The organism is Kocuria sp. NPDC057446, from assembly GCF_042802875.1.
In the GTDB taxonomy this organism is placed as follows: domain Bacteria; phylum Actinomycetota; class Actinomycetes; order Actinomycetales; family Micrococcaceae; genus Kocuria.
On record NZ_JBHVDI010000080.1, the window covers coordinates 1 to 16,205 of the forward strand.

18 protein-coding genes are annotated in these 16,205 nt (G+C 73.8%); 8 read left to right on the forward strand and 10 right to left on the reverse strand.

Going from position 1 to position 16,205, the window contains the following annotated elements; translation table 11 throughout:
- Positions 1 to 41: 41 nt before the first annotated feature.
- Complete coding sequence (locus tag ACFU0Y_RS10980) at positions 42 to 338, reverse strand: DUF1540 domain-containing protein (protein WP_380214534.1); 297 nt, start codon at positions 336 to 338, stop codon at positions 42 to 44.
- A 233-nt stretch (positions 339 to 571) separates the two neighbouring features.
- On the opposite strand from ACFU0Y_RS10980, the gene ACFU0Y_RS10985 reads away from it, so the two are divergent.
- Genes ACFU0Y_RS10985 through ACFU0Y_RS10995 form a run of 3 tightly spaced genes read left to right on the forward strand, consistent with a single transcriptional unit; the run spans position 572 to position 2,516 of the window.
- Entirely contained in the window at positions 572 to 1,144 is a 573-nt protein-coding gene (locus ACFU0Y_RS10985) for a carboxymuconolactone decarboxylase family protein (protein ID WP_380214535.1), read from the forward strand.
- A complete protein-coding gene (locus ACFU0Y_RS10990) occupies positions 1,141 to 2,151 on the forward strand; it encodes a pirin family protein (protein WP_380214536.1) in 1,011 nt (336 codons plus the stop codon). The genes ACFU0Y_RS10985 and ACFU0Y_RS10990 overlap by 4 nt, the downstream gene beginning before the upstream one ends.
- A 20-nt stretch (positions 2,152 to 2,171) precedes the next feature.
- Complete coding sequence (locus tag ACFU0Y_RS10995) at positions 2,172 to 2,516, forward strand: GNAT family N-acetyltransferase (RefSeq protein ID WP_380214537.1); 345 nt, start codon at positions 2,172 to 2,174, stop codon at positions 2,514 to 2,516.
- Between the two features lie 73 nt (positions 2,517 to 2,589).
- On the opposite strand, the gene ACFU0Y_RS11000 is transcribed toward ACFU0Y_RS10995, so the two are convergent.
- Positions 2,590 to 3,465 carry a shikimate dehydrogenase gene (locus ACFU0Y_RS11000; RefSeq protein WP_380214539.1) on the reverse strand — a complete coding sequence of 292 codons (876 nt, stop codon included), beginning with the start codon at positions 3,463 to 3,465 and terminating at the stop codon, positions 2,590 to 2,592.
- A gap of 386 nt (positions 3,466 to 3,851) precedes the next feature.
- Here ACFU0Y_RS11000 and ACFU0Y_RS11005 point away from each other — a divergent pair, with 386 nt between their 5' ends.
- Positions 3,852 to 4,634, forward strand: a complete 783-nt coding sequence (locus tag ACFU0Y_RS11005; protein WP_380214540.1) for a cyclase family protein — start codon at positions 3,852 to 3,854, stop codon at positions 4,632 to 4,634.
- Positions 4,631 to 6,310 carry a thiamine pyrophosphate-binding protein gene (locus tag ACFU0Y_RS11010; RefSeq protein WP_380214541.1) on the forward strand — a complete coding sequence of 560 codons (1,680 nt, stop codon included), beginning with the start codon at positions 4,631 to 4,633 and terminating at the stop codon, positions 6,308 to 6,310. The genes ACFU0Y_RS11005 and ACFU0Y_RS11010 overlap by 4 nt, the downstream gene beginning before the upstream one ends.
- A 54-nt stretch (positions 6,311 to 6,364) precedes the next feature.
- Here the strand turns inward: ACFU0Y_RS11010 and ACFU0Y_RS11015 are convergent, their stop codons facing one another.
- Complete coding sequence (locus ACFU0Y_RS11015; RefSeq protein WP_380214542.1) at positions 6,365 to 7,246, reverse strand: hemolysin family protein; 882 nt, start codon at positions 7,244 to 7,246, stop codon at positions 6,365 to 6,367.
- A complete protein-coding gene (locus tag ACFU0Y_RS11020) occupies positions 7,206 to 7,571 on the reverse strand; it encodes a CNNM domain-containing protein (RefSeq protein ID WP_380214543.1) in 366 nt (121 codons plus the stop codon). Before ACFU0Y_RS11020 ends, ACFU0Y_RS11015 begins: the two co-directional genes overlap by 41 nt.
- A gap of 116 nt (positions 7,572 to 7,687) precedes the next feature.
- Between ACFU0Y_RS11020 and ACFU0Y_RS11025 the strand changes: the two genes are divergently transcribed.
- Positions 7,688 to 8,590, forward strand: coding sequence for an ion channel (locus ACFU0Y_RS11025; RefSeq protein ID WP_380214544.1), 903 nt, complete (start codon positions 7,688 to 7,690; stop codon positions 8,588 to 8,590).
- Between the two features lie 6 nt (positions 8,591 to 8,596).
- Here the strand turns inward: ACFU0Y_RS11025 and ACFU0Y_RS11030 are convergent, their stop codons facing one another.
- The 5 genes from ACFU0Y_RS11030 to ACFU0Y_RS11050 all read right to left on the reverse strand — a co-directional run bounded on the left by ACFU0Y_RS11030 (position 8,597) and on the right by ACFU0Y_RS11050 (position 12,333).
- On the reverse strand, positions 8,597 to 8,809 hold the full coding sequence (locus ACFU0Y_RS11030; RefSeq protein WP_380214545.1) for a hypothetical protein: 213 nt from the start codon (positions 8,807 to 8,809) through the stop codon (positions 8,597 to 8,599).
- Between the two features lie 98 nt (positions 8,810 to 8,907).
- On the reverse strand, positions 8,908 to 9,786 hold the full coding sequence (locus ACFU0Y_RS11035) for an ABC transporter ATP-binding protein (RefSeq protein ID WP_380214546.1): 879 nt from the start codon (positions 9,784 to 9,786) through the stop codon (positions 8,908 to 8,910).
- Positions 9,776 to 10,549 carry an ABC transporter permease gene (locus ACFU0Y_RS11040; protein WP_380214547.1) on the reverse strand — a complete coding sequence of 258 codons (774 nt, stop codon included), beginning with the start codon at positions 10,547 to 10,549 and terminating at the stop codon, positions 9,776 to 9,778. Before ACFU0Y_RS11040 ends, ACFU0Y_RS11035 begins: the two co-directional genes overlap by 11 nt.
- Complete coding sequence (locus ACFU0Y_RS11045) at positions 10,546 to 11,340, reverse strand: ABC transporter permease (protein ID WP_380214548.1); 795 nt, start codon at positions 11,338 to 11,340, stop codon at positions 10,546 to 10,548. Before ACFU0Y_RS11045 ends, ACFU0Y_RS11040 begins: the two co-directional genes overlap by 4 nt.
- Before the next feature lie 42 nt (positions 11,341 to 11,382).
- Positions 11,383 to 12,333 (reverse strand): ABC transporter substrate-binding protein, encoded by a 951-nt coding sequence (locus ACFU0Y_RS11050; protein WP_380214549.1) that lies wholly within the window; start codon positions 12,331 to 12,333, stop codon positions 11,383 to 11,385.
- A 232-nt stretch (positions 12,334 to 12,565) separates the two neighbouring features.
- Here ACFU0Y_RS11050 and ACFU0Y_RS11055 point away from each other — a divergent pair, with 232 nt between their 5' ends.
- The gene (locus tag ACFU0Y_RS11055) at positions 12,566 to 13,510 is read left to right on the forward strand and encodes a LysR family transcriptional regulator (RefSeq protein ID WP_380214550.1); all 945 of its coding nucleotides are present in this window, start codon (positions 12,566 to 12,568) and stop codon (positions 13,508 to 13,510) included.
- Positions 13,511 to 13,595: 85 nt separating this feature from the next.
- Here the strand turns inward: ACFU0Y_RS11055 and manA are convergent, their stop codons facing one another.
- Positions 13,596 to 14,699 (reverse strand): mannose-6-phosphate isomerase, class I, encoded by a 1,104-nt coding sequence (gene manA / locus ACFU0Y_RS11060; RefSeq protein ID WP_380214551.1) that lies wholly within the window; start codon positions 14,697 to 14,699, stop codon positions 13,596 to 13,598.
- A gap of 73 nt (positions 14,700 to 14,772) precedes the next feature.
- On the opposite strand from manA, the gene ACFU0Y_RS11065 reads away from it, so the two are divergent.
- Complete coding sequence (locus tag ACFU0Y_RS11065; protein WP_380214552.1) at positions 14,773 to 16,173, forward strand: phosphomannomutase/phosphoglucomutase; 1,401 nt, start codon at positions 14,773 to 14,775, stop codon at positions 16,171 to 16,173.
- Positions 16,174 to 16,205 lie beyond the last annotated feature (32 nt).

Genomic DNA, 16,205 nt, shown 5'->3' on the forward strand with positions numbered 1-16,205 from the left:
GAAGTGCCCGGGCGCCGGGGACGGGACCTGCCGGGCGGGCCTCAGGCCGCCTGGTAGGTCAGGCAGTCGGCCTCGTCGGCGCCCGCACCGATCTTCACGTCGTGGGCGGTGCACATCAGGTGCTCGTTGTGCACGCACTCGCCGCGCTGGCAGGCGCCCACCGCGGCGTGCACGGTGGGCAGACCGCCGTCGGGGCCCAGGGAGATGAACGTGCCGCAGTGCGCGTGCCCGGAGCTGCCGGTCACGGTGATCGCGTGGGCCGTGCACTCGTGGTCGTGGTTGAACGAGCACTGGCCCACGCTGCAGTCGGAGACGGGAACGAACTCGGTGGTGGCCATGGCTTCTCCTCCAGGAGGATCTCCGGGCCGGCGCCTGCTGCCCCGGCCTGAACGAACACTTCCAGGATGCGCCTGATCAGGTCCGATGGATAGCGCATTTTTCCGTACCCCAATCCCGCACGGGCCGTCCGGCGGGCACCGCGGTCCGGCACTTGACGGGGCACGGCCGGGGGTATTCGCTGGAGGCACGGCGGCGCCGCCCCGCGGCGCCGCGACGACCCCGAGGAGACTCCATGAGCGCCGGCGACCACTTCCACCTCGACAAGGCGGATCCCGGCAGCTGGCGGGCGCTCAACGGCCTGGCGCGCAAGGTCGCCGCCGCGGCCGAGGACGCCGGGCTGTCCCGGGCGCTGGTGGAGCTGCTCAACATCCGGGTCTCGCAGCTCAACGGGTGCGCCTACTGCCTCGACCTGCACACCGGCTACGCCGTGGAGGCCGGGGTGAGCGCGCAGAAGCTGGCGGTGCTCCCCGCCTGGCGCGAGACGGAGCTGTTCGACGACCTGGAACGGGCCGCGCTCGCCATCGGGGAGTCCGTGGCCCTGCTGCCCGACGAGGAGACCCGGCTGGCCGAGCTCGCGGTGGCCCGGGCGGAGCTGACCGACGAGCAGTACTCCGCGCTGCAGTGGTCGGCGGTGGCGATCAGCGCCTTCAACCGGGTCTCAATCCTCTCCCGCCACCAGGTCCGCCCCCGGCCGGCGGCCGCGGGGGCGGAAGCCCCGCCGAAGCACGCGTCCCCGGAGGAGCCGGGGGATCCGGCGCCGGACGCACCGCGCACCCCGTCGACCGTCGCGGGAGGCACGGCGTGACCAACCTGGACGTGGATCCGCAGGAGCTGCTGTGCACCGAGGCCGCCGGGGCCGGCGCGCAGCTGCTGGCCCCGCGCGAGGTGCCCCTGGGCGGGCCCCGCGCGATGACCGTGCGCCGCACCCTGCCCCAGCGGCGGCGCAGCCTCATCGGGGCGTGGTGCTTCGTCGACCACTACGGCCCGGACCTCGTCTCGGAGTCCGGGGGCATGCGGGTGGCCCGGCACCCGCACACCGGGCTGGCCACCGTGAGCCTGCTGTTCACCGGCGGGATCGCCCACCGGGACTCGGCCGGCTACGACGCCGTCGTCCGGCCCGGCGAGGTCAACCTGATGGTCGCCGGGCGGGGGATCTCCCACCAGGAGTTCTCCACCCCCGGAACCGCGCTCCTGCACGGGGTCCAGCTGTGGTACGCCCTCCCGGAGGCGACCCGCCGCATGGCTCCGACCTTCGAGCACCACGCCCCGGAGCCGGTGCTCGGCGAGGGCACGGAGCTGCGCGTCCACCTGGGCTCCCTGGCCGGCAGCACGTCGCCCGTGGACACCTTCACCCCGCCGCTGCTGGCCGCCGAGGCGACCCTGCGGCCCGGCGCCCGGCTGGAGCTCGACCTGGACCCGGCCCTCGAGCACGGCGTGCTGCTCGACACCGGCGACCTGGCGCTCGACGGTGCGCCCGTTCCGGTGGAGCACCTCGCCTACCTGCCGGTCGGGCGGGAGTCCGTGGTGCTGGAGGCGGGCCTGAGCCCCGTCCGGCTGCTGCTCATCGGCGGGGAGCCGCTGGGCGAGCAGATCGTGATGTGGTGGAACTTCGTCGGCCGCAGCCACGAGGAGGTCGTCGCCTTCCGCGCGGCCTGGCAGGCGGAGATCGACGCCGAACCGGCTCCCGCACCGGCCGGGGGCAGCTACGACGACGGCGCCCCGTACCCCCGCTTCGGGCCCTATCCCCCGGGTCAGCCCGCCCCGCTGCCGGCCCCGCCCCTGCCCACCGTCCAGCTGCGGCCCCGCGGCTGACCCGTCCCCAGGAGACCACCATGGACGCCTCCGACGTCACGGTCCGCAACGACCCCGCCCGGCAGCGCTACGAGCTCCTCGACGGGGAGACCGTGATCGGTGCGACCCACTGGGTGCCCTTCGCGGGCACGGACGGGCCGCAGCGGATCTTCTACCACACCACCGTCGACGACGCCTACGGCGGTCGGGGTCTGGCCTCCGTGCTGGCGCGCCGGGCCCTGGACGACACCGTCGACGCCGGGTTGACGGTGGTCCCGGTGTGCCCCTACATCAAGACGTGGCTGCGCAAGCACCCCGGGCACCAGGAGCACACCGCGCCCGTGCGGCCCGAGCACCTGGCGGCCGTCCCGCACGAGCGGCGGTGACCCCGCCGGCCCCGGCGCGGCGCACCTCCTCCGGCACCGGCCCGGCATGGCGGCCGGCCCTCGGGAGGCGCCGTCAGTGCTGCTGCGCCGCGACGAGGTCCAGGAAGTGGGCGCGCATCCTGGCCCGGTCGGGCTCCACACCGGTGATGAGGCGGAACGCGTCCACCGCCTGGCCGACGGCCATGTGGCCGCCGTCGAGCACCTGGCACCCCCGGGCTCGCGCGGCGGCGATGAGCTCGGTCTCCACGGGCAGGTAGACGACGTCGGCCACCCACTGCCGGGCCGCCAGCAGATCGGGGTCCACGGGGGTGCCGGGGTGGTGGTGCATGCCCACCGGAGTGGCGTTGACCAGCCCGTCGGCCGCGCGCACCAGCTCGGGCAGGGTCTCCGCGGTGGCGGCCGCGACCTGCTGGCCGGGGAAGAGCTCGGCCAGCGCGGCGGCCCGCTCGGCCGCCCGGGCGGGGTCCACGTCGTAGAGGTGCAGGCTGCCCACGCCGGCACTCAGCAGCGCGGAGGCCACGGCGGAGCCGGCGCCGCCGGTGCCGACCTGCACCACGCGGTCCTTGGCCGCGCCGGGGAGCACCGCGCGGAGACCGGCGGCGAAGCCGGACACGTCGGTGTTGTGGCCGACGAACCGCCCGTCCCGGATCACCACGGTGTTGACGGCCCGCAGTGCGGCCGCCTCCGGGGCGACCTCGTCGAGGTGGGCCAGGACGAGCTGCTTGCACGGGTGCGTGATGTTGAAGGCGTTGAAGCCGAGGTCCCGCCCGGCCCGCAGCAGCTCGCCCACGTCCTCGCCGGGGCGGCCGATCAGCTCGAGGTCCACCGGGCGGTACAGGTAGTGGAGGCCGTGGTTCCGGGCCTCGGTCTCGTGCATCGGCGGGGTGAGGCTGCGGGTGATCCCGTCGCCGATCAGTCCCACGAGGTAGGACTCGGACGTGGTGCTCATGGAGGGGCTCCTTGCGGGACGCGGACGGGTCGCGGCTGCGCCGGGCACCCCGGGGCGCGGATCCGGCGGCGGAGGAGGCGGTGGCGCGAGCCGATGGGACGCCCATCACAGTACACCCGAAGATGTCGAAGAACCCTTTTTGCACCCACCATGTGAACATCGGTGCCACAAAGTGGCAGTTCGGACGTCACCTGCGACGGCGAGCGCCCCCGCGGAACGTCCTGCTCCTCCCGCGTGGCGCCGGGCGCGCGGAACGGGAGCGGGCGCCGCGCCGACGGCCCCTTCCGCCGCCGGCGGGGTGCCGGGGCCGCCCCGGGGCACAATGGGCCGAAAGGCATGTGCCAGGGCCCTGCCGACGGGGCCCCCGACCGGTGGAGGGTGACGTCATGAGCGTGCTGGGCGATCTGGGGGCGGCACTGGCCGCCGGGACCGTGGAGGTCGTGGACCTCACCACCCCGCTGGACCGGGACACCCCGATCCTGCGGCTGCCGGAGCCGTTCGCCAACACGGTGGGCCTGTCCATGACCCCGGTGAGCGCCTACGACGAGGCCGGACCGGGGTGGGCGTGGAACGACCTGACGCTGGGCGAGCACGCCGGCACCCACCTGGACGCGCCGGTGCACTGGATCACCGGCCGGGACGGGAGGTCGGTGGACCGGATCGAGCCGGCGCGGCTCGTGGGTCCCGCCGCCGTCCTGGACTTCACCGCCGAGGCGGAGGCGGACGCCGACGCCCTGCTGGAGCCCGTGCACCTCGAGCGGTGGGAGGCCGAGCACGGGCGTCTCCCCGCCAACTGCTGGGTGCTCCTGCGCACCGGCTGGTCCGCCCGCGGGGACGACCCCGGGCGCTTCCTCAACGCCGACGAGCACGGCCTGCACGCGCCGGGACCGTCGGTGGCCGCCGCCGAGTGGCTCGCCGCCCATCCGCACGTCAGCGGTTTCGGCGTGGAGACCGTCGGCATCGACGCGGGCGTCGCCGGCGGCTTCGACCCGCCCTTCCCCGCTCACCACCACCTGCTGGGCAACGACAAGTACGGGCTGACCTCCCTGCGCCGGCTCGACCGGCTGCCGGTCCTCGGCGCGCAGCTCGTGGTGGCGCCCCTGCCGGTCGTGGGCGGCACGGGCAGCCCCGCCCGGGTGCTCGCCCTCGTCGAGAGGCCCGGGGCGTGACCGGCACGGTCGCCCGGCTCGTGGGCCGTGCGCTCGCGGAGCTGGGCGTCGGGCACGCCTTCGGCGTGGTGGGCAGCGGGAACTTCCACCTCACCAACGCGCTGGTCGCGGCGGGCGTGCCCTTCACGGCGGCCCGGCACGAGAACGGCGCCGCGACCATGGCCGATGCGTGGGCCCGCACGAGCGGGCGCGTCGCCGTGGTCACCACCCACCAGGGCTGCGGACTGACCAACGCGACCACCGGCATCGGCGAGGCCGCGAAGTCCCGCACCCCGCTGATCGTGCTCACCGCCGACACCCAGGCCGCGGCCGTGCACTCCAACTTCCGGATCGACCAGGACGGCCTCGCCCGATCGGTGGGGGCGGTGGCCGAGCGGGTGCACTCCCCCGCGAGCGCCGCGGCCGACGTCGCCCGGTCCGTCCGCCGTGCCCGCAACGACCGCCGCACCGTGGTGCTGAGCGTCCCGCTCGACGTCCAGGCCGCCCCGGCCCCCGAGGACGCCGTGGTGCCCGCGCTGCCGCCCGCCCCGCGCGTGCGCCCGGACGACGACGCCGCCGTGCGCCTCGCGGAGCTGCTGGCCGCCGCGCGCCGGCCGGTGTTCGTGGCCGGACGCGGCGCCCGGGGCGCCCGCGCCGAGCTGACCGCCCTCGCCGAGCGGTCGGGGGCGCTGCTGGCGACGTCGGCGGTGGCCAAGGGCCTCTTCGCCGGCGCGGACTTCGACCTGGGCATCTCCGGGGGCTTCTCCTCCCCGACGACCGCGGAGCTGATCGCGCAGGCCGATCTCGTGGTGGGGTGGGGCTGCGCCCTGACCATGTGGACCACGCGGCACGGACGCCTGCTCGGCCCGGAGGCGTCGGTGGTGCAGGTGGATCTCGAGGAGTCCGCCCTGGGCGCGCACCGGCCGGTGGACCGGCCGCTGGCCCTGGGGGTCGTGGGCGACTGCGCGCTCACCGCGCGGGACGTCCTCGCCGCCCTGGAGCAGGACGGCTCCGGGCCGGGAGCCGCCCCGTCGTCGTCCTGGCGCACGCCCGAGCTGGCCGCGCGGATCGGCCGGGAGTCCCGGTGGCAGGACGTCCCGTTCGAGGACCTGTCCACGGCCGAGCGGATCGACCCGCGGGTGCTGTCCCGGGAGCTGGACGCGATGCTGCCGGCCGAGCGCGTCGTGGCCGTCGACAGCGGCAACTTCATGGGCTATCCCAGCCAGTACCTCTCGGTGCCCGACGAGCGCGGCTTCTGCTTCACCCAGGCGTTCCAGTCCGTCGGCCTGGGCCTGGCCACCGCCATCGGCGCCGCCCTGGCGCAACCGGACCGGCTGCCGGTGCTCGGCACCGGGGACGGCGGCTTCCTCATGGGGATCGCCGAGCTGGAGACCGCGGTGCGGCTGGGCCTGCCGCTGGTGTGCGTGGTCTACGACGACGCCGCCTACGGCGCGGAGGTGCACCACTTCGCCGGCGACGGCGACGCGCCGCTGGACACGGTGGTCTTCCCGGACGTCGACATCGCCGCGATCGGCCGGGGCTTCGGCGCCGACGGCGTGGTCGTGCGCTCCGTCGAGGACCTGGCGGCCGTGCGGGACCGGCTGTCCCGGCCGCGGGACCGGCCGCTGGTGATCGACGCCAAGATCGCCTCCGACGGCGGGGCGTGGTGGCTGGCCGAGGCCTTCCGGGGCCACTGACACCGGTCCGCCCCGCGGTCCGCCGGCCGGCGGCCCGGGCACCGGCCGGGCCGGTCAGGCCCCGGGCCGGCCGTCCCCCGCCGCGTCCTGGCGCAGCCGGCTGATCCGCACCCGCTCCACCCGGCTCCGGTCCACGGTCAGGACCTCGAGCCGGCACTCGTCCACGTCGACGACGTCCCCCGGGCGCGCCACCCGTCCCAGCCGGTCCATCACGAACCCGCCGACGGTCTCGTAGTGCCCCTCGGGGATGACGAGCCCGGTCTCCGCCGGGACCTCCTGGATGATCAGCCCGCCGTACTCGTCGACGACCAGGGCGATGTGGTGCCCGCCCCTGCGCATGGCCTGCAGGGTGCGCAGCACGTGGTTGGTCTCCGGCAGGAAGGGGATGGGCCGCACCACGTCCCGCAGGGTGCGGGGCGGCGCCTCGATGACCCCGTCACCGTCCTGGTCCGCCACCACGAGGTCCCGGATGCGCACGAAGCCCAGGACGTCGTCCACGCCGGTGCCGAGCACGGGGTAGCGGGAGTGCGGCAGGGCCAGGGCCGTGCGGTAGGCCTCCGTGACAGGCAGGGTGCCGTCCAGGAAGTGGACGTCCGGGCGGGGGCGCATGACCTCCGCCAGACGGCGCTCGCCGGCCTCGACGACGTCCGCGAGGATCGAGCGCGCGACGGGCCCGATGCCCCGGGTGTCCACGACCATCTCCCGGATCTCCTCCGCCGAGACCTCCTCGGTCGCGGCGTGCGGATCCCCGCCCCCGAGCCGGACCACGAGGTTCGTGGACACGGACGGCAGCCGGACGACGGGACGCATGAGCGTGGCGAACACGCTCAGCGGCGGGGCCAGGACCTGAGTGAAGCCCACGGAGCGCTGCATGGCCGGCCGCTTGGGCACGAGCTCACCGAGGACGAGGGAGAGGTAGGCGATGACCAGGGTCATCCCAGTCAGCGCCGCGGTCCCCGCGGCCGCGGTGGACAGGCCGGCCCGCTCGAAGACGGGGGGCGATGTCCGGGGCGAGGGTCGAGGCGCCGTAGGCCGAGGAGAAGAACCCGGCCACGGTCACGCCGATCTGCACGGCGGAGAGGAAGAGGTTGGGGTCCCGGACGAGGGCGGCGGTCCGGGCGCCCTTCCGCCCCGAGCGCTCGGTCCGCTTGACCTGGCTCTCCCGCAGGCTCACGATCGCCACCTCGGTGCCGGCGAAGACGCCCCCGATGGCCAGGAACAGCAGGACCAGCAGGATGTTCGCGATCGTGCCGGTGTCCATGGCGCCCCCAGTACCGGCCGGCCCGTGGCGCCCGGAGGCCACGGCGTCGCGCCGGTATTCTGGAGCGATCGACGCACCGGGCCGGCGACCGGCCGCACCTCGTGAGGAGGAGTGCCATGGACGGCGTGTTCACCGTGCTCGGTCTCGGCCTCGTGGGATTCGGGCTCTACGACGTGTTCCGCGGGCTGCTGTACCCGAGCGGCCGCGGCACGATCAGCTACTGGGTGCTGCGATCGGTGTGGAGGCTCTCCCGCGGCACGAACCACCGGTGGGGCTCCCTCGCGGGACCGCTCGGCGTGGTGATCGTGATCGTGCTGTGGGGCATGCTCCAGGCGTTCGGGTGGGCCCTGGTCTACTACCCCCACGTCCCCGAGGGCTTCTACTACGCGGAGGGGATGGACCCCGGGAACTACGACAACTTCGCCGAGGCGCTCTACATCTCGCTCGTGACCCTCGGCACGCTCGGCTTCGGGGACGTCGTCCCCACCGGGGCGTGGCTGCGCTTCGTCTCGCCCGTCGAAGCCCTCATCGGGTTCGCGCTGCTGACCGCGACGCTGTCCTGGTTCACCCAGATCTATCCCGCCCTGGCCCGGCGACGCGCGCTCGCGGTCCGGCTGCGCGCCCTGCAGTCCGTCGCCTACGCGGACCGGGTCGCGTTCCTGGACCGCACCGGCGCGCACCGGACCCTGGACCAGCTCACCGCGGACATCGTCGACGTGCACGTGGCTCTCGTGCAGAACGCGGAGTCCTACTACTTCCGCGAGGTCAAGGAGGACGCGGCGCTGGCCGTCTCCCTGCCCTACGCCATGGAGATCGCCGCTCGCGCCCAGGAGGCCCCCGCCGAGGAGGTCCGGCTCAGCGGCGTGATGCTCTCCTCGGCCGTGTCCGACTTCGGGCAGCACCTGCGCGAGGAGTTCCACGGCGCGGGCGAGAGCACCGAGGAGGTGCTCGGCGCCTACGCGACCGACCACGGCTACCGCGCCGGTCCCGGCGGGCGGGGCGAGCGGTCCCGGGACTGACCGGGCTCACCAGAGGTGGCGGCACTGCCCGTTCTGGCAGGAGAACTCCGGGGCGCGCCCGTCGGGCAGCATCATCGACGGGGACGCCAGCTCGACGTCGCGCGCCCGGTCCCAGTCGTCGGGCATGATTTGCACGTAGACCAGCTCGAACCCGGTGGCGCCGCAGCGCGGGCACGGCGCGGTGGTGCCGCGCAGACCGTCGGACGGGGTGGTGCTCATGGCGGGCCTCCCGGAGGGGAAACGGCCCTGGGCACTCCGGAGCCGGTGGGCCCAGTGTAGTGGGCGCACCGGCTCCGGGCGCGGCGGGGGCCGCCGGCTCAGGCCCGCGTGCCCGCCTCCCGCTTGGCGCGCTGGATCTCCTCGTAGACGTGGCCGCGCAGCTCGGTGAAGCGCGGCATGCCGCGGGTGGTGAGCTGGTCCCGCTCGTCGGGCAGGTCGATCGCGAGGTCCTCCTGGACCACCGTGGGCGAGCTCGAGAGGATGATGACGCGCTCGCCGAGGTAGACGGACTCGTCGATGTCGTGGGTCACGAACAGCACCGTCACCCCCATCCGGTGCCACACGTCGCGGATGAGGTCCTCGAGGTCGGCACGGGTCTGGGCGTCCACCGCGGCGAAGGGCTCGTCCATCAGCAGGATCTTCGGCTGGTAGGCGACCGCCCGGGCGATCGCCACGCGCTGCTGCATGCCGCCGGAGAGCTGCCACGGGTACTTCTTGTCCGCCCCGCGCAGGTCGACCGCGGCGATGGCCTCCTCCACGAGGCGGTTCCGCTCGTCCCGGGCCAGCTTGGCGTTCTTGAGCGGCAGCTCCACGTTCTCGCGGACCGTCATCCAGGGGAAGAGGCTGCGCCCGTACTCCTGGAAGACCACGGCCATGTCCTTGGGCGGGCCGGTCACCTTCTCGCCACCCAGCAGCACCTCGCCGGAGGTCGGTGCCATGAGCCCCGAGATGCACTTGAGCAGCGTGGTCTTGCCGGAGCCCGAAGGGCCCACGAGGCACGCCAGCTCGCCGCGGCCGAGGTCGAACGTGAGGTCGCGGACGGCCTCCACGTCCCCGTGCTCGCTCTGATAGATCTTCTGCAGCCCCCGCACGGACAGCAGCACGTCCTTGCCGCCGGTGCGTCCGGCGCCCGAGGCCCCGGCCCGGGGCGCGGCCGCGCCGCCGTCCACTGCCGAGCTTCCTGATTCAGCCTGCATTCTCCACCTCTTTCAGGCCCCGGTACCAGGCAAGGACCTTGCGTTCAACACGTTGGAAGACGAACGCCAGCACCACTCCGATGAGACCCAGGACGGCGATGCCGCTCCACATCTCGGGGATGGCGAACGACCGTTGGAACTGCACGATGGTGAAGCCCAGCCCCGAGGACGAGGCGAACATCTCCGAGATCACCATCAGGATCAGCCCGATCGACAGGGCCTGCCGGATGCCGGCCATCATCTGGGGGCTGGCGGCGGGGATCACCAGGTGGACGATCCGCGACCACCCGTGGATCCCGTAGGAGCGCGCCGTCTCGTTCATGACGGAGTCGACCGAGCGCACGCCCTCGATGGTGTTCAGCAGGACGGGCCACACGGACCCGAGCACGATCACCACGACCTTCATCTGGTCGTTGACGCCGATGAGCAGCATCAGCACCGGGACGAGCACCGGCGGCGGGATCGCCCGGAAGAACTCGAGCACCGGTTCCAGCAGGTTCCGCAGCCAGCGCACCGAGCCGATCACGAGCCCGGCGACGACGCCGAGCAGGATGGAGAGCGCGAGCCCCACCAGCAGCCGGCCGATGCTCGGCAGCACGTCGCGGAAGAACCGGTCCCCGATCCAGACGTCCACGAACGTCGTGGCGAAGTCGCCCGGCTCCGGGACGTAGAAGTTGGTCGTCGTCAGGGTGTAGGCCCACCACAGCAGGACCAGCAGGACGGGCAGCGCGAGCGCGTAGCCCAGGGTCTTGACGAGTCTCACACCGCCACCTCTCCGCGGACGGACGAGTGCCAGGCCAGCGCCCGGCGCTCGAGCGCCCGCATCCCCAGGTTGATGAGCACGCCCAGCAGGCCGGCCGTGACGATGAACGCGTACATGGCCGTGACGGCGCCGCCCGACTGGGCCAGGGAGATCTCCCGGCCCAGCCCGGGCGTGCCGATCACGAGCTGGGCGGTGACCGCGAGGATCAGCGCCACCGCCGCCCCGAGCCGCAGCCCGGTGATCACGTAGGGCAGCGACGTGGGCCACGTGACGTACCGGACGCGGGCCAGCGTCCCGAGCCCGTAGCTCTTGGCCGTGTCCTGCGCCACGGTGTCCACGTCACCGACCCCGTAGAGGACCTGGATGAGGATCTGCCAGAAGGACGCGTACACGACCAGCAGCAGGGTGGACTCGAGCTGCACGCCGAACAGCAGCACCGCCAGCGGGATGAGCGCCACCGACGGGATGGGCCGCAGGAACTCGATCGTGCTGTGCGTGGCCCGCCGCAGGAACACGCTGCTGCCGATGACCAGGCCCAGGACGATCGCGGCGACCGCGGCGATGAGCAGCCCGAGGAACCAGGCCCGGACGGTCTGCCAGACCGCGAGCCAGAACCCGGCCGAGCCGAGCTGCTCCCCGAGCTCCAGCAGGACCGCGCTGGCGGGGGGCAGGTACCGCGGGTCGACGATCCCGGTCAGGGGCAGCAGCTCCCAGGTGAGCAGGAACCCGAGGATCCCCAGCACCCCCAGGGTGCCGGGCCCCCAGGCCCGTCCGGTGCGCTTTCGTGCCATGTCGTGTCTCCTCCGTCCTCGTGTGCCGTGGCCGCGGACGGGCTACGGCAGCAGCGCGTCGAGGTCGGGGGTCTGCTCGAGGGTCCCGTACTCGACGGCGGCGTCGCCCAGCTTCTGCAGCGCCTCGCGGTCGAACTCGGTCCGGAAGCGCGGCAGGGCCATCTCGGCGCGCAGCTCGTCGCTGATCTCCGTGTAGGTCCCGACGATCTCCCGGACCGCGTCCGGGTTCTCGTTCGCGTACTCGAGCGAGCGGTTCATGGCGTTCTGGAACCTCTCCACCAGCTCCGGGTCCTCCTCCACCTTCTGGGTGGTGGTGAAGTAGCCGGCGATGTCGAGCTCCGGGTCGAACTCCACGAAGTTGTAGGACACCACGCGGGAGCCCTCGTCGAGGACCTGGGTGAGGAACGGGTCGAGGATCCACGCCGCGTCGACCTGGCCGCGGTCGAGCGCGGCCGGGGCGTCCGGGAAGCCGACCTCCACGAAGTCGATGCTCTGCGGGTCCCCGCCGGCCTCCTCCACCACGTGGCGGATCGTCGTGTCGCCGATGTTGTTGAGGTTGTTCACCGACACGGTCCTGCCGGCCAGGTCCCCGGGACCCTGGATGTCCGAGTCGGCGGGCACCACCACGGCGCCGAAGTCCCGCTCGGCGTCGCCCGAGGTCGTGGTGCCGTTGGCGACGTACTCCAGGTCCAAGCCCTGGCCCTGGGCCACCATGACGGACAGGGTGTTCCCGAAGGCGAAGTCGAAGTCCCCGCTGACCACGCCCGGCACGGCCGCGGCGCCGCCGCTGGTGGTCTGGATGTCGAGGTCGATCCCCTCCTCCTCGAAGAAGCCCTGCTCCTCGCCCAGCCAGATGGCGGCCGTGTCGACGATGGGGATGACACCGACGGTGACGCCCTGCATCTCTCCCTCGGCGCCGCCGTCCCCGCCGCCGCACGCGGCCAGCGCCAGTACGGACCCTGCTGCTCCCAAGCCGATGAGCGGTCGCCGCATCGTGTCTCCCCTGTCTCGTGCCGTGCTCGTGCGCGGTGGTCGTGCCTCGTGGTCGCGACTCGTGGTCGCGCTCCGTGGTCGTGGCCGGTCCCGCCGTCCGCACAGGTGCGTGCGGCCCGGCGGATCCGGGTGTGATAGGGATCACTCTAGTGGCGTAGCATGCACAGACCAGTGGATGCTGTCGATGCACCGATACATGACGTCTATGAGTTGCCGGCGGAGGAGTGACCCCGTGGACCTGGACCTGAACCTGATGCGCGTGTTCTGCACGGTCTACGAGCAGGGCAGCGTCACGGGGGCGGCCGCCGAGCTGCACCTCACCCAGCCCACGGTGAGTCACGCCCTGAAGAACCTGCGCCGGCAGTGCAGCGACCAGCTGTTCGTGCGGGAGGGCCGGGGCCTGAGCCCCACCCCGTTCGCGGAGAGCATCTTCCCCCAGGTCAAGGCGGGGATCGCCCAGGTGACCGCGGCCGTCTCCTCCGGGGGGCGGTTCGACCCGTCGGCCGCCCGCGAGCGCCTCACCCTGGCGCTGACCGACCTGGGCGAGCTGGCGTTCCTGCCGTCCGTCGTGGTGGCGCTGCGGGAGCAGGCGCCCGGCGTGGAGCTGACCGTGCTGCCCCTGGACGTGGAGCGCGTCCCGGAGGACCTGCTGCGCAACCGGGTGGACGCCGCGATCTGCGCCCCGTACATCGGCGGCCCCGGCATCGTCCGCACCGTCATCGGCACGGACGAGTACGTGGTGATCGCCGCCCGGGACCATCCGCGCGTGCGGGAGCGGCTCACGCTCGAGCAGTTCGCCGAGGAGCCGCGGATCCGGCTCGCCCCGTCGATGGGCCACGAGCTCGCCGAGGTCGCGGCGGAGCGGGCCGGGGCCCCGGGGCGCACGGCCCTGCGGCTGTCCCACTTCTCGGGGCTGGTCTCCGTGGTGGAGCGCACCGACTGCCTCGCGGTGCTGCCGCGGTTCCTCGCCGAGACGATCCAGGAGGCGGCCGGGATCCGCGTGTTCCCGCACCCGGTCGAGATGCCGGTCCTGCAGCTGGCCGCCTACACCCGGGAGATCGGCCACCAGCGGCCCGCGCAGCGGTGGTTCGCGCGGCTGATCGTGGACACGCTGCGGGAGTCCGTCTCGTCGGACCCGTCCACGCCGCTGCGTCCCCGGCCGTGGCACCGCCCGTGAGGCGAGGGACACCACCGACCGGCCGCGCCCCTGCCCCCGAGCCCGTGCCCGCGGACCTGCCGGCCGGCGCCCACCCGGGCGCCGCTCAGGGGCAGGAGACCGCGAACACCCGGCCGTCGCCGGAGAGCTCGACCGCACCCGTGCCGCCCCGGTGCAGCAGCGACTCCCCGCCGGCCAGCGCCCACTCCCGGTCCGCGGCGCGCACCAGCACCCGCTCCCCGGTGCTCAGCAGCACCGTGGTCCCCCGCAGCCGGAGCAGGACGGCCCGCCCGGGCGCGAGCTCGTGGGCGGTCAGCGACAGGCGCTCGTCCCACAGCGGATAGACGCGGCGGCCGTGCTCGTCGGCGGCCGGCTCGACGACCTCCGGGACCGTCTGCTCGTCGGCCAGCACGGACAGCAGCTCGGTCACGTCCACGTGCTTGCCCGTCAGTCCGGCGCGCAGGACGTTGTCCGAGGAGCTCATCACCTCGATCGCCGTTCCCGACAGATAGGCGTGCAGCTGCCCGGCGGGGGTGTGCAGGGACTGTCCCGGGGCCAGGCGGACGTGGTGCATGCACACCGCGACCAGCAGTCCGCGGTCGTCCGGGTGCCGGTCCTGCACGTAGCGGACGAGCGCGGCCACGGGGTCCTGCGGGTCCGCGGCGCGGGCCGCGGCGACGGTCGCCGCGACGGCGGCCCCGGCGGCGTCGTCGTCCAGGGTCAGCACGGCGGGCAGCACGGGCCGCAAGGCGCCGGCGGCGTCGCGCAGCCAGTCCAGCCCCAGGCGCGCGGCCGTCGCGCGCAGCCGCTCCGCCGGCTGCACCCCCGTGAGCAGCTCCACGTCCGTGAGCGCCACCACGGTCTCGGGCTTGGCGGAGCGGTCCTTGTAGTTGCGCCGCGGGTCGTCGAGCGGGATCCCCGCCCGCTGCTCGCGCTCGAAGCCCGCCTCGGCCTGCTCCGGGGTGGGATGGACCTGCAGGGACAGCGGGGCGTCGATGGCCAGGATCTTCAGCAGGAACGGCAGGTCCTCGAGCGGCTCGTCCCGGCCGTCCCGGACGACGACGGACGGCGCCGCGGGGTGCGCGCCGACCCACAGCTCGGCCTCGGGCTCGGGGCTCGGCACGGGCCGGCCCTGGAGGCGGGCCAGCACCTCGCGGGAGCCCCAGGCGTAGTGCTGGACGGGGTTGCGCATGCGGAGGATCTCGACCATGCTCGTCATCCAATCACAGGACCCCCCGCGCCCCGCGGCGCCCGGGAGCGGCCTTGGCCTAAGATCACCCCTTGTGACTATCGATCTCTCAGCCTCGTTCAAGGCCTACGACGTCCGCGGCATCGTGGGCGAGTCCATCACCGCCGAGACGGTCCGGGCCACCGGCGCCGCCTTCGTGGACGTCCTGGGCCTCGCCGGCCTGACGGTCCTCGTGGGCGGGGACATGCGCCCCTCCTCGCCGGAGTTCGTGGACGCCTTCGCCGAGGGCGCGGTCCGCCGGGGCGCGGACGTCGTGAAGATCGGGCTGATCTCCACCGACGAGCTGTACTACGCGTCGGGGACCTTCGACGCCGCCGGGGTGACCTTCACGGCGAGCCACAACCCGGCCGAGTACAACGGCATGAAGATGTCGAAGGCCGGGGCGGTCCCGGTCTCCTCCGAGACGGGGCTCTACGACATCCGGGACCTCGCCCAGCGCTATCTCGACGAGGGCGCCGTGCCGGAGGCCCCGGCGCCCGGCACGGTCGCCGAGCGGGACGTCCTGGCCGGCTACGCGCAGTACCTGCGCTCCCTGGTGGACCTGTCCGGGACCCGTCCGCTCAAGGTCGTCGTCGACGCCGGCAACGGGATGGCGGGGCTGACCACGCCCGCGGTGCTGGGCGACGCCGTGCTGGAGGCGCTGCCGCTGGAGATCGTGCCGCTGTACTTCGAGCTGGACGGCACGTTCCCCAACCACCCGGCCAACCCGCTCGAGCCGGAGAACCTCGTGGACCTGCAGCGGGCCGTGCGCGAGCACGGCGCGGACCTCGGCATCGCCTTCGACGGCGACGCCGACCGCTGCTTCGTGGTCGACGAGCAGGGCGGGGCCGTCTCCCCGTCGGCCGTCACCGCGCTGGTCGCCGAGCGGGAGATCGAGCGCGCCCGGGCGGAGGGCGTCGAGAACCCGGTGATCATCCACAACCTCATCACGTCCCGCGCCGTGCCCGAGCTGGTCACCGCCCGCGGCGGCCGCCCCGTGCGCACCCGGGTGGGCCACTCGTTCATCAAGGCCGTCATGGCCGAGGAGGGCGCCGTGTTCGGGGGCGAGCACTCCGCGCACTACTACTTCAAGGACTTCTTCAACGCGGACACCGGGATGCTCGCCGCGATGCACCTCCTGGCCGCCCTCGGCGAGCAGGACCGGCCGCTCAGCGAGCTGATGCACCAGTACGACCCGTACGCGGCCTCGGGCGAGATCAACTCCACGGTGGAGGACAAGGCCGGTGCCGTCCGGCGGGTCGTCGACGCCCTGGCCGGCCGGGACGTGAGCGTGGAGGAGCTGGACGGCACCACGCTGAGCAGCCCCGACGAGGGCTGGTGGTTCAACCTGCGCCCCTCCAACACCGAGCCGTTCCTGCGCCTCAACGTGGAGGCCAAGGACCGGACGACGATGGAGCAGGTCCGGGACCGGGTGCTCGCCATCGTGCGCGCCTGAGACCTGTCGGCACGCAGGGGGCCCCGCCGGAC

Bases quoted from the DNA above. Each gene is read 5' to 3' on its own strand.
- ACFU0Y_RS10980 (WP_380214534.1), bottom strand. From the start codon at position 338: ATGGCCACCACCGAGTTCGTTCCCGTCTCCGACTGCAGCGTGGGCCAG.
- ACFU0Y_RS10985 (WP_380214535.1), top strand. From the start codon at position 572: ATGAGCGCCGGCGACCACTTCCACCTCGACAAGGCGGATCCCGGCAGC.
- ACFU0Y_RS10995 (WP_380214537.1), top strand. From the start codon at position 2,172: ATGGACGCCTCCGACGTCACGGTCCGCAACGACCCCGCCCGGCAGCGC.
- ACFU0Y_RS11000 (WP_380214539.1), bottom strand. From the start codon at position 3,465: ATGAGCACCACGTCCGAGTCCTACCTCGTGGGACTGATCGGCGACGGG.
- ACFU0Y_RS11005 (WP_380214540.1), top strand. From the start codon at position 3,852: ATGAGCGTGCTGGGCGATCTGGGGGCGGCACTGGCCGCCGGGACCGTG.
- ACFU0Y_RS11015 (WP_380214542.1), bottom strand. From the start codon at position 7,246: ATGACCCTGGTCATCGCCTACCTCTCCCTCGTCCTCGGTGAGCTCGTG.
- ACFU0Y_RS11020 (WP_380214543.1), bottom strand. From the start codon at position 7,571: ATGGACACCGGCACGATCGCGAACATCCTGCTGGTCCTGCTGTTCCTG.
- ACFU0Y_RS11025 (WP_380214544.1), top strand. From the start codon at position 7,688: ATGGACGGCGTGTTCACCGTGCTCGGTCTCGGCCTCGTGGGATTCGGG.
- ACFU0Y_RS11030 (WP_380214545.1), bottom strand. From the start codon at position 8,809: ATGAGCACCACCCCGTCCGACGGTCTGCGCGGCACCACCGCGCCGTGC.
- ACFU0Y_RS11035 (WP_380214546.1), bottom strand. From the start codon at position 9,786: ATGCAGGCTGAATCAGGAAGCTCGGCAGTGGACGGCGGCGCGGCCGCG.
- ACFU0Y_RS11045 (WP_380214548.1), bottom strand. From the start codon at position 11,340: ATGGCACGAAAGCGCACCGGACGGGCCTGGGGGCCCGGCACCCTGGGG.
- ACFU0Y_RS11050 (WP_380214549.1), bottom strand. From the start codon at position 12,333: ATGCGGCGACCGCTCATCGGCTTGGGAGCAGCAGGGTCCGTACTGGCG.
- manA (WP_380214551.1), bottom strand. From the start codon at position 14,699: ATGGTCGAGATCCTCCGCATGCGCAACCCCGTCCAGCACTACGCCTGG.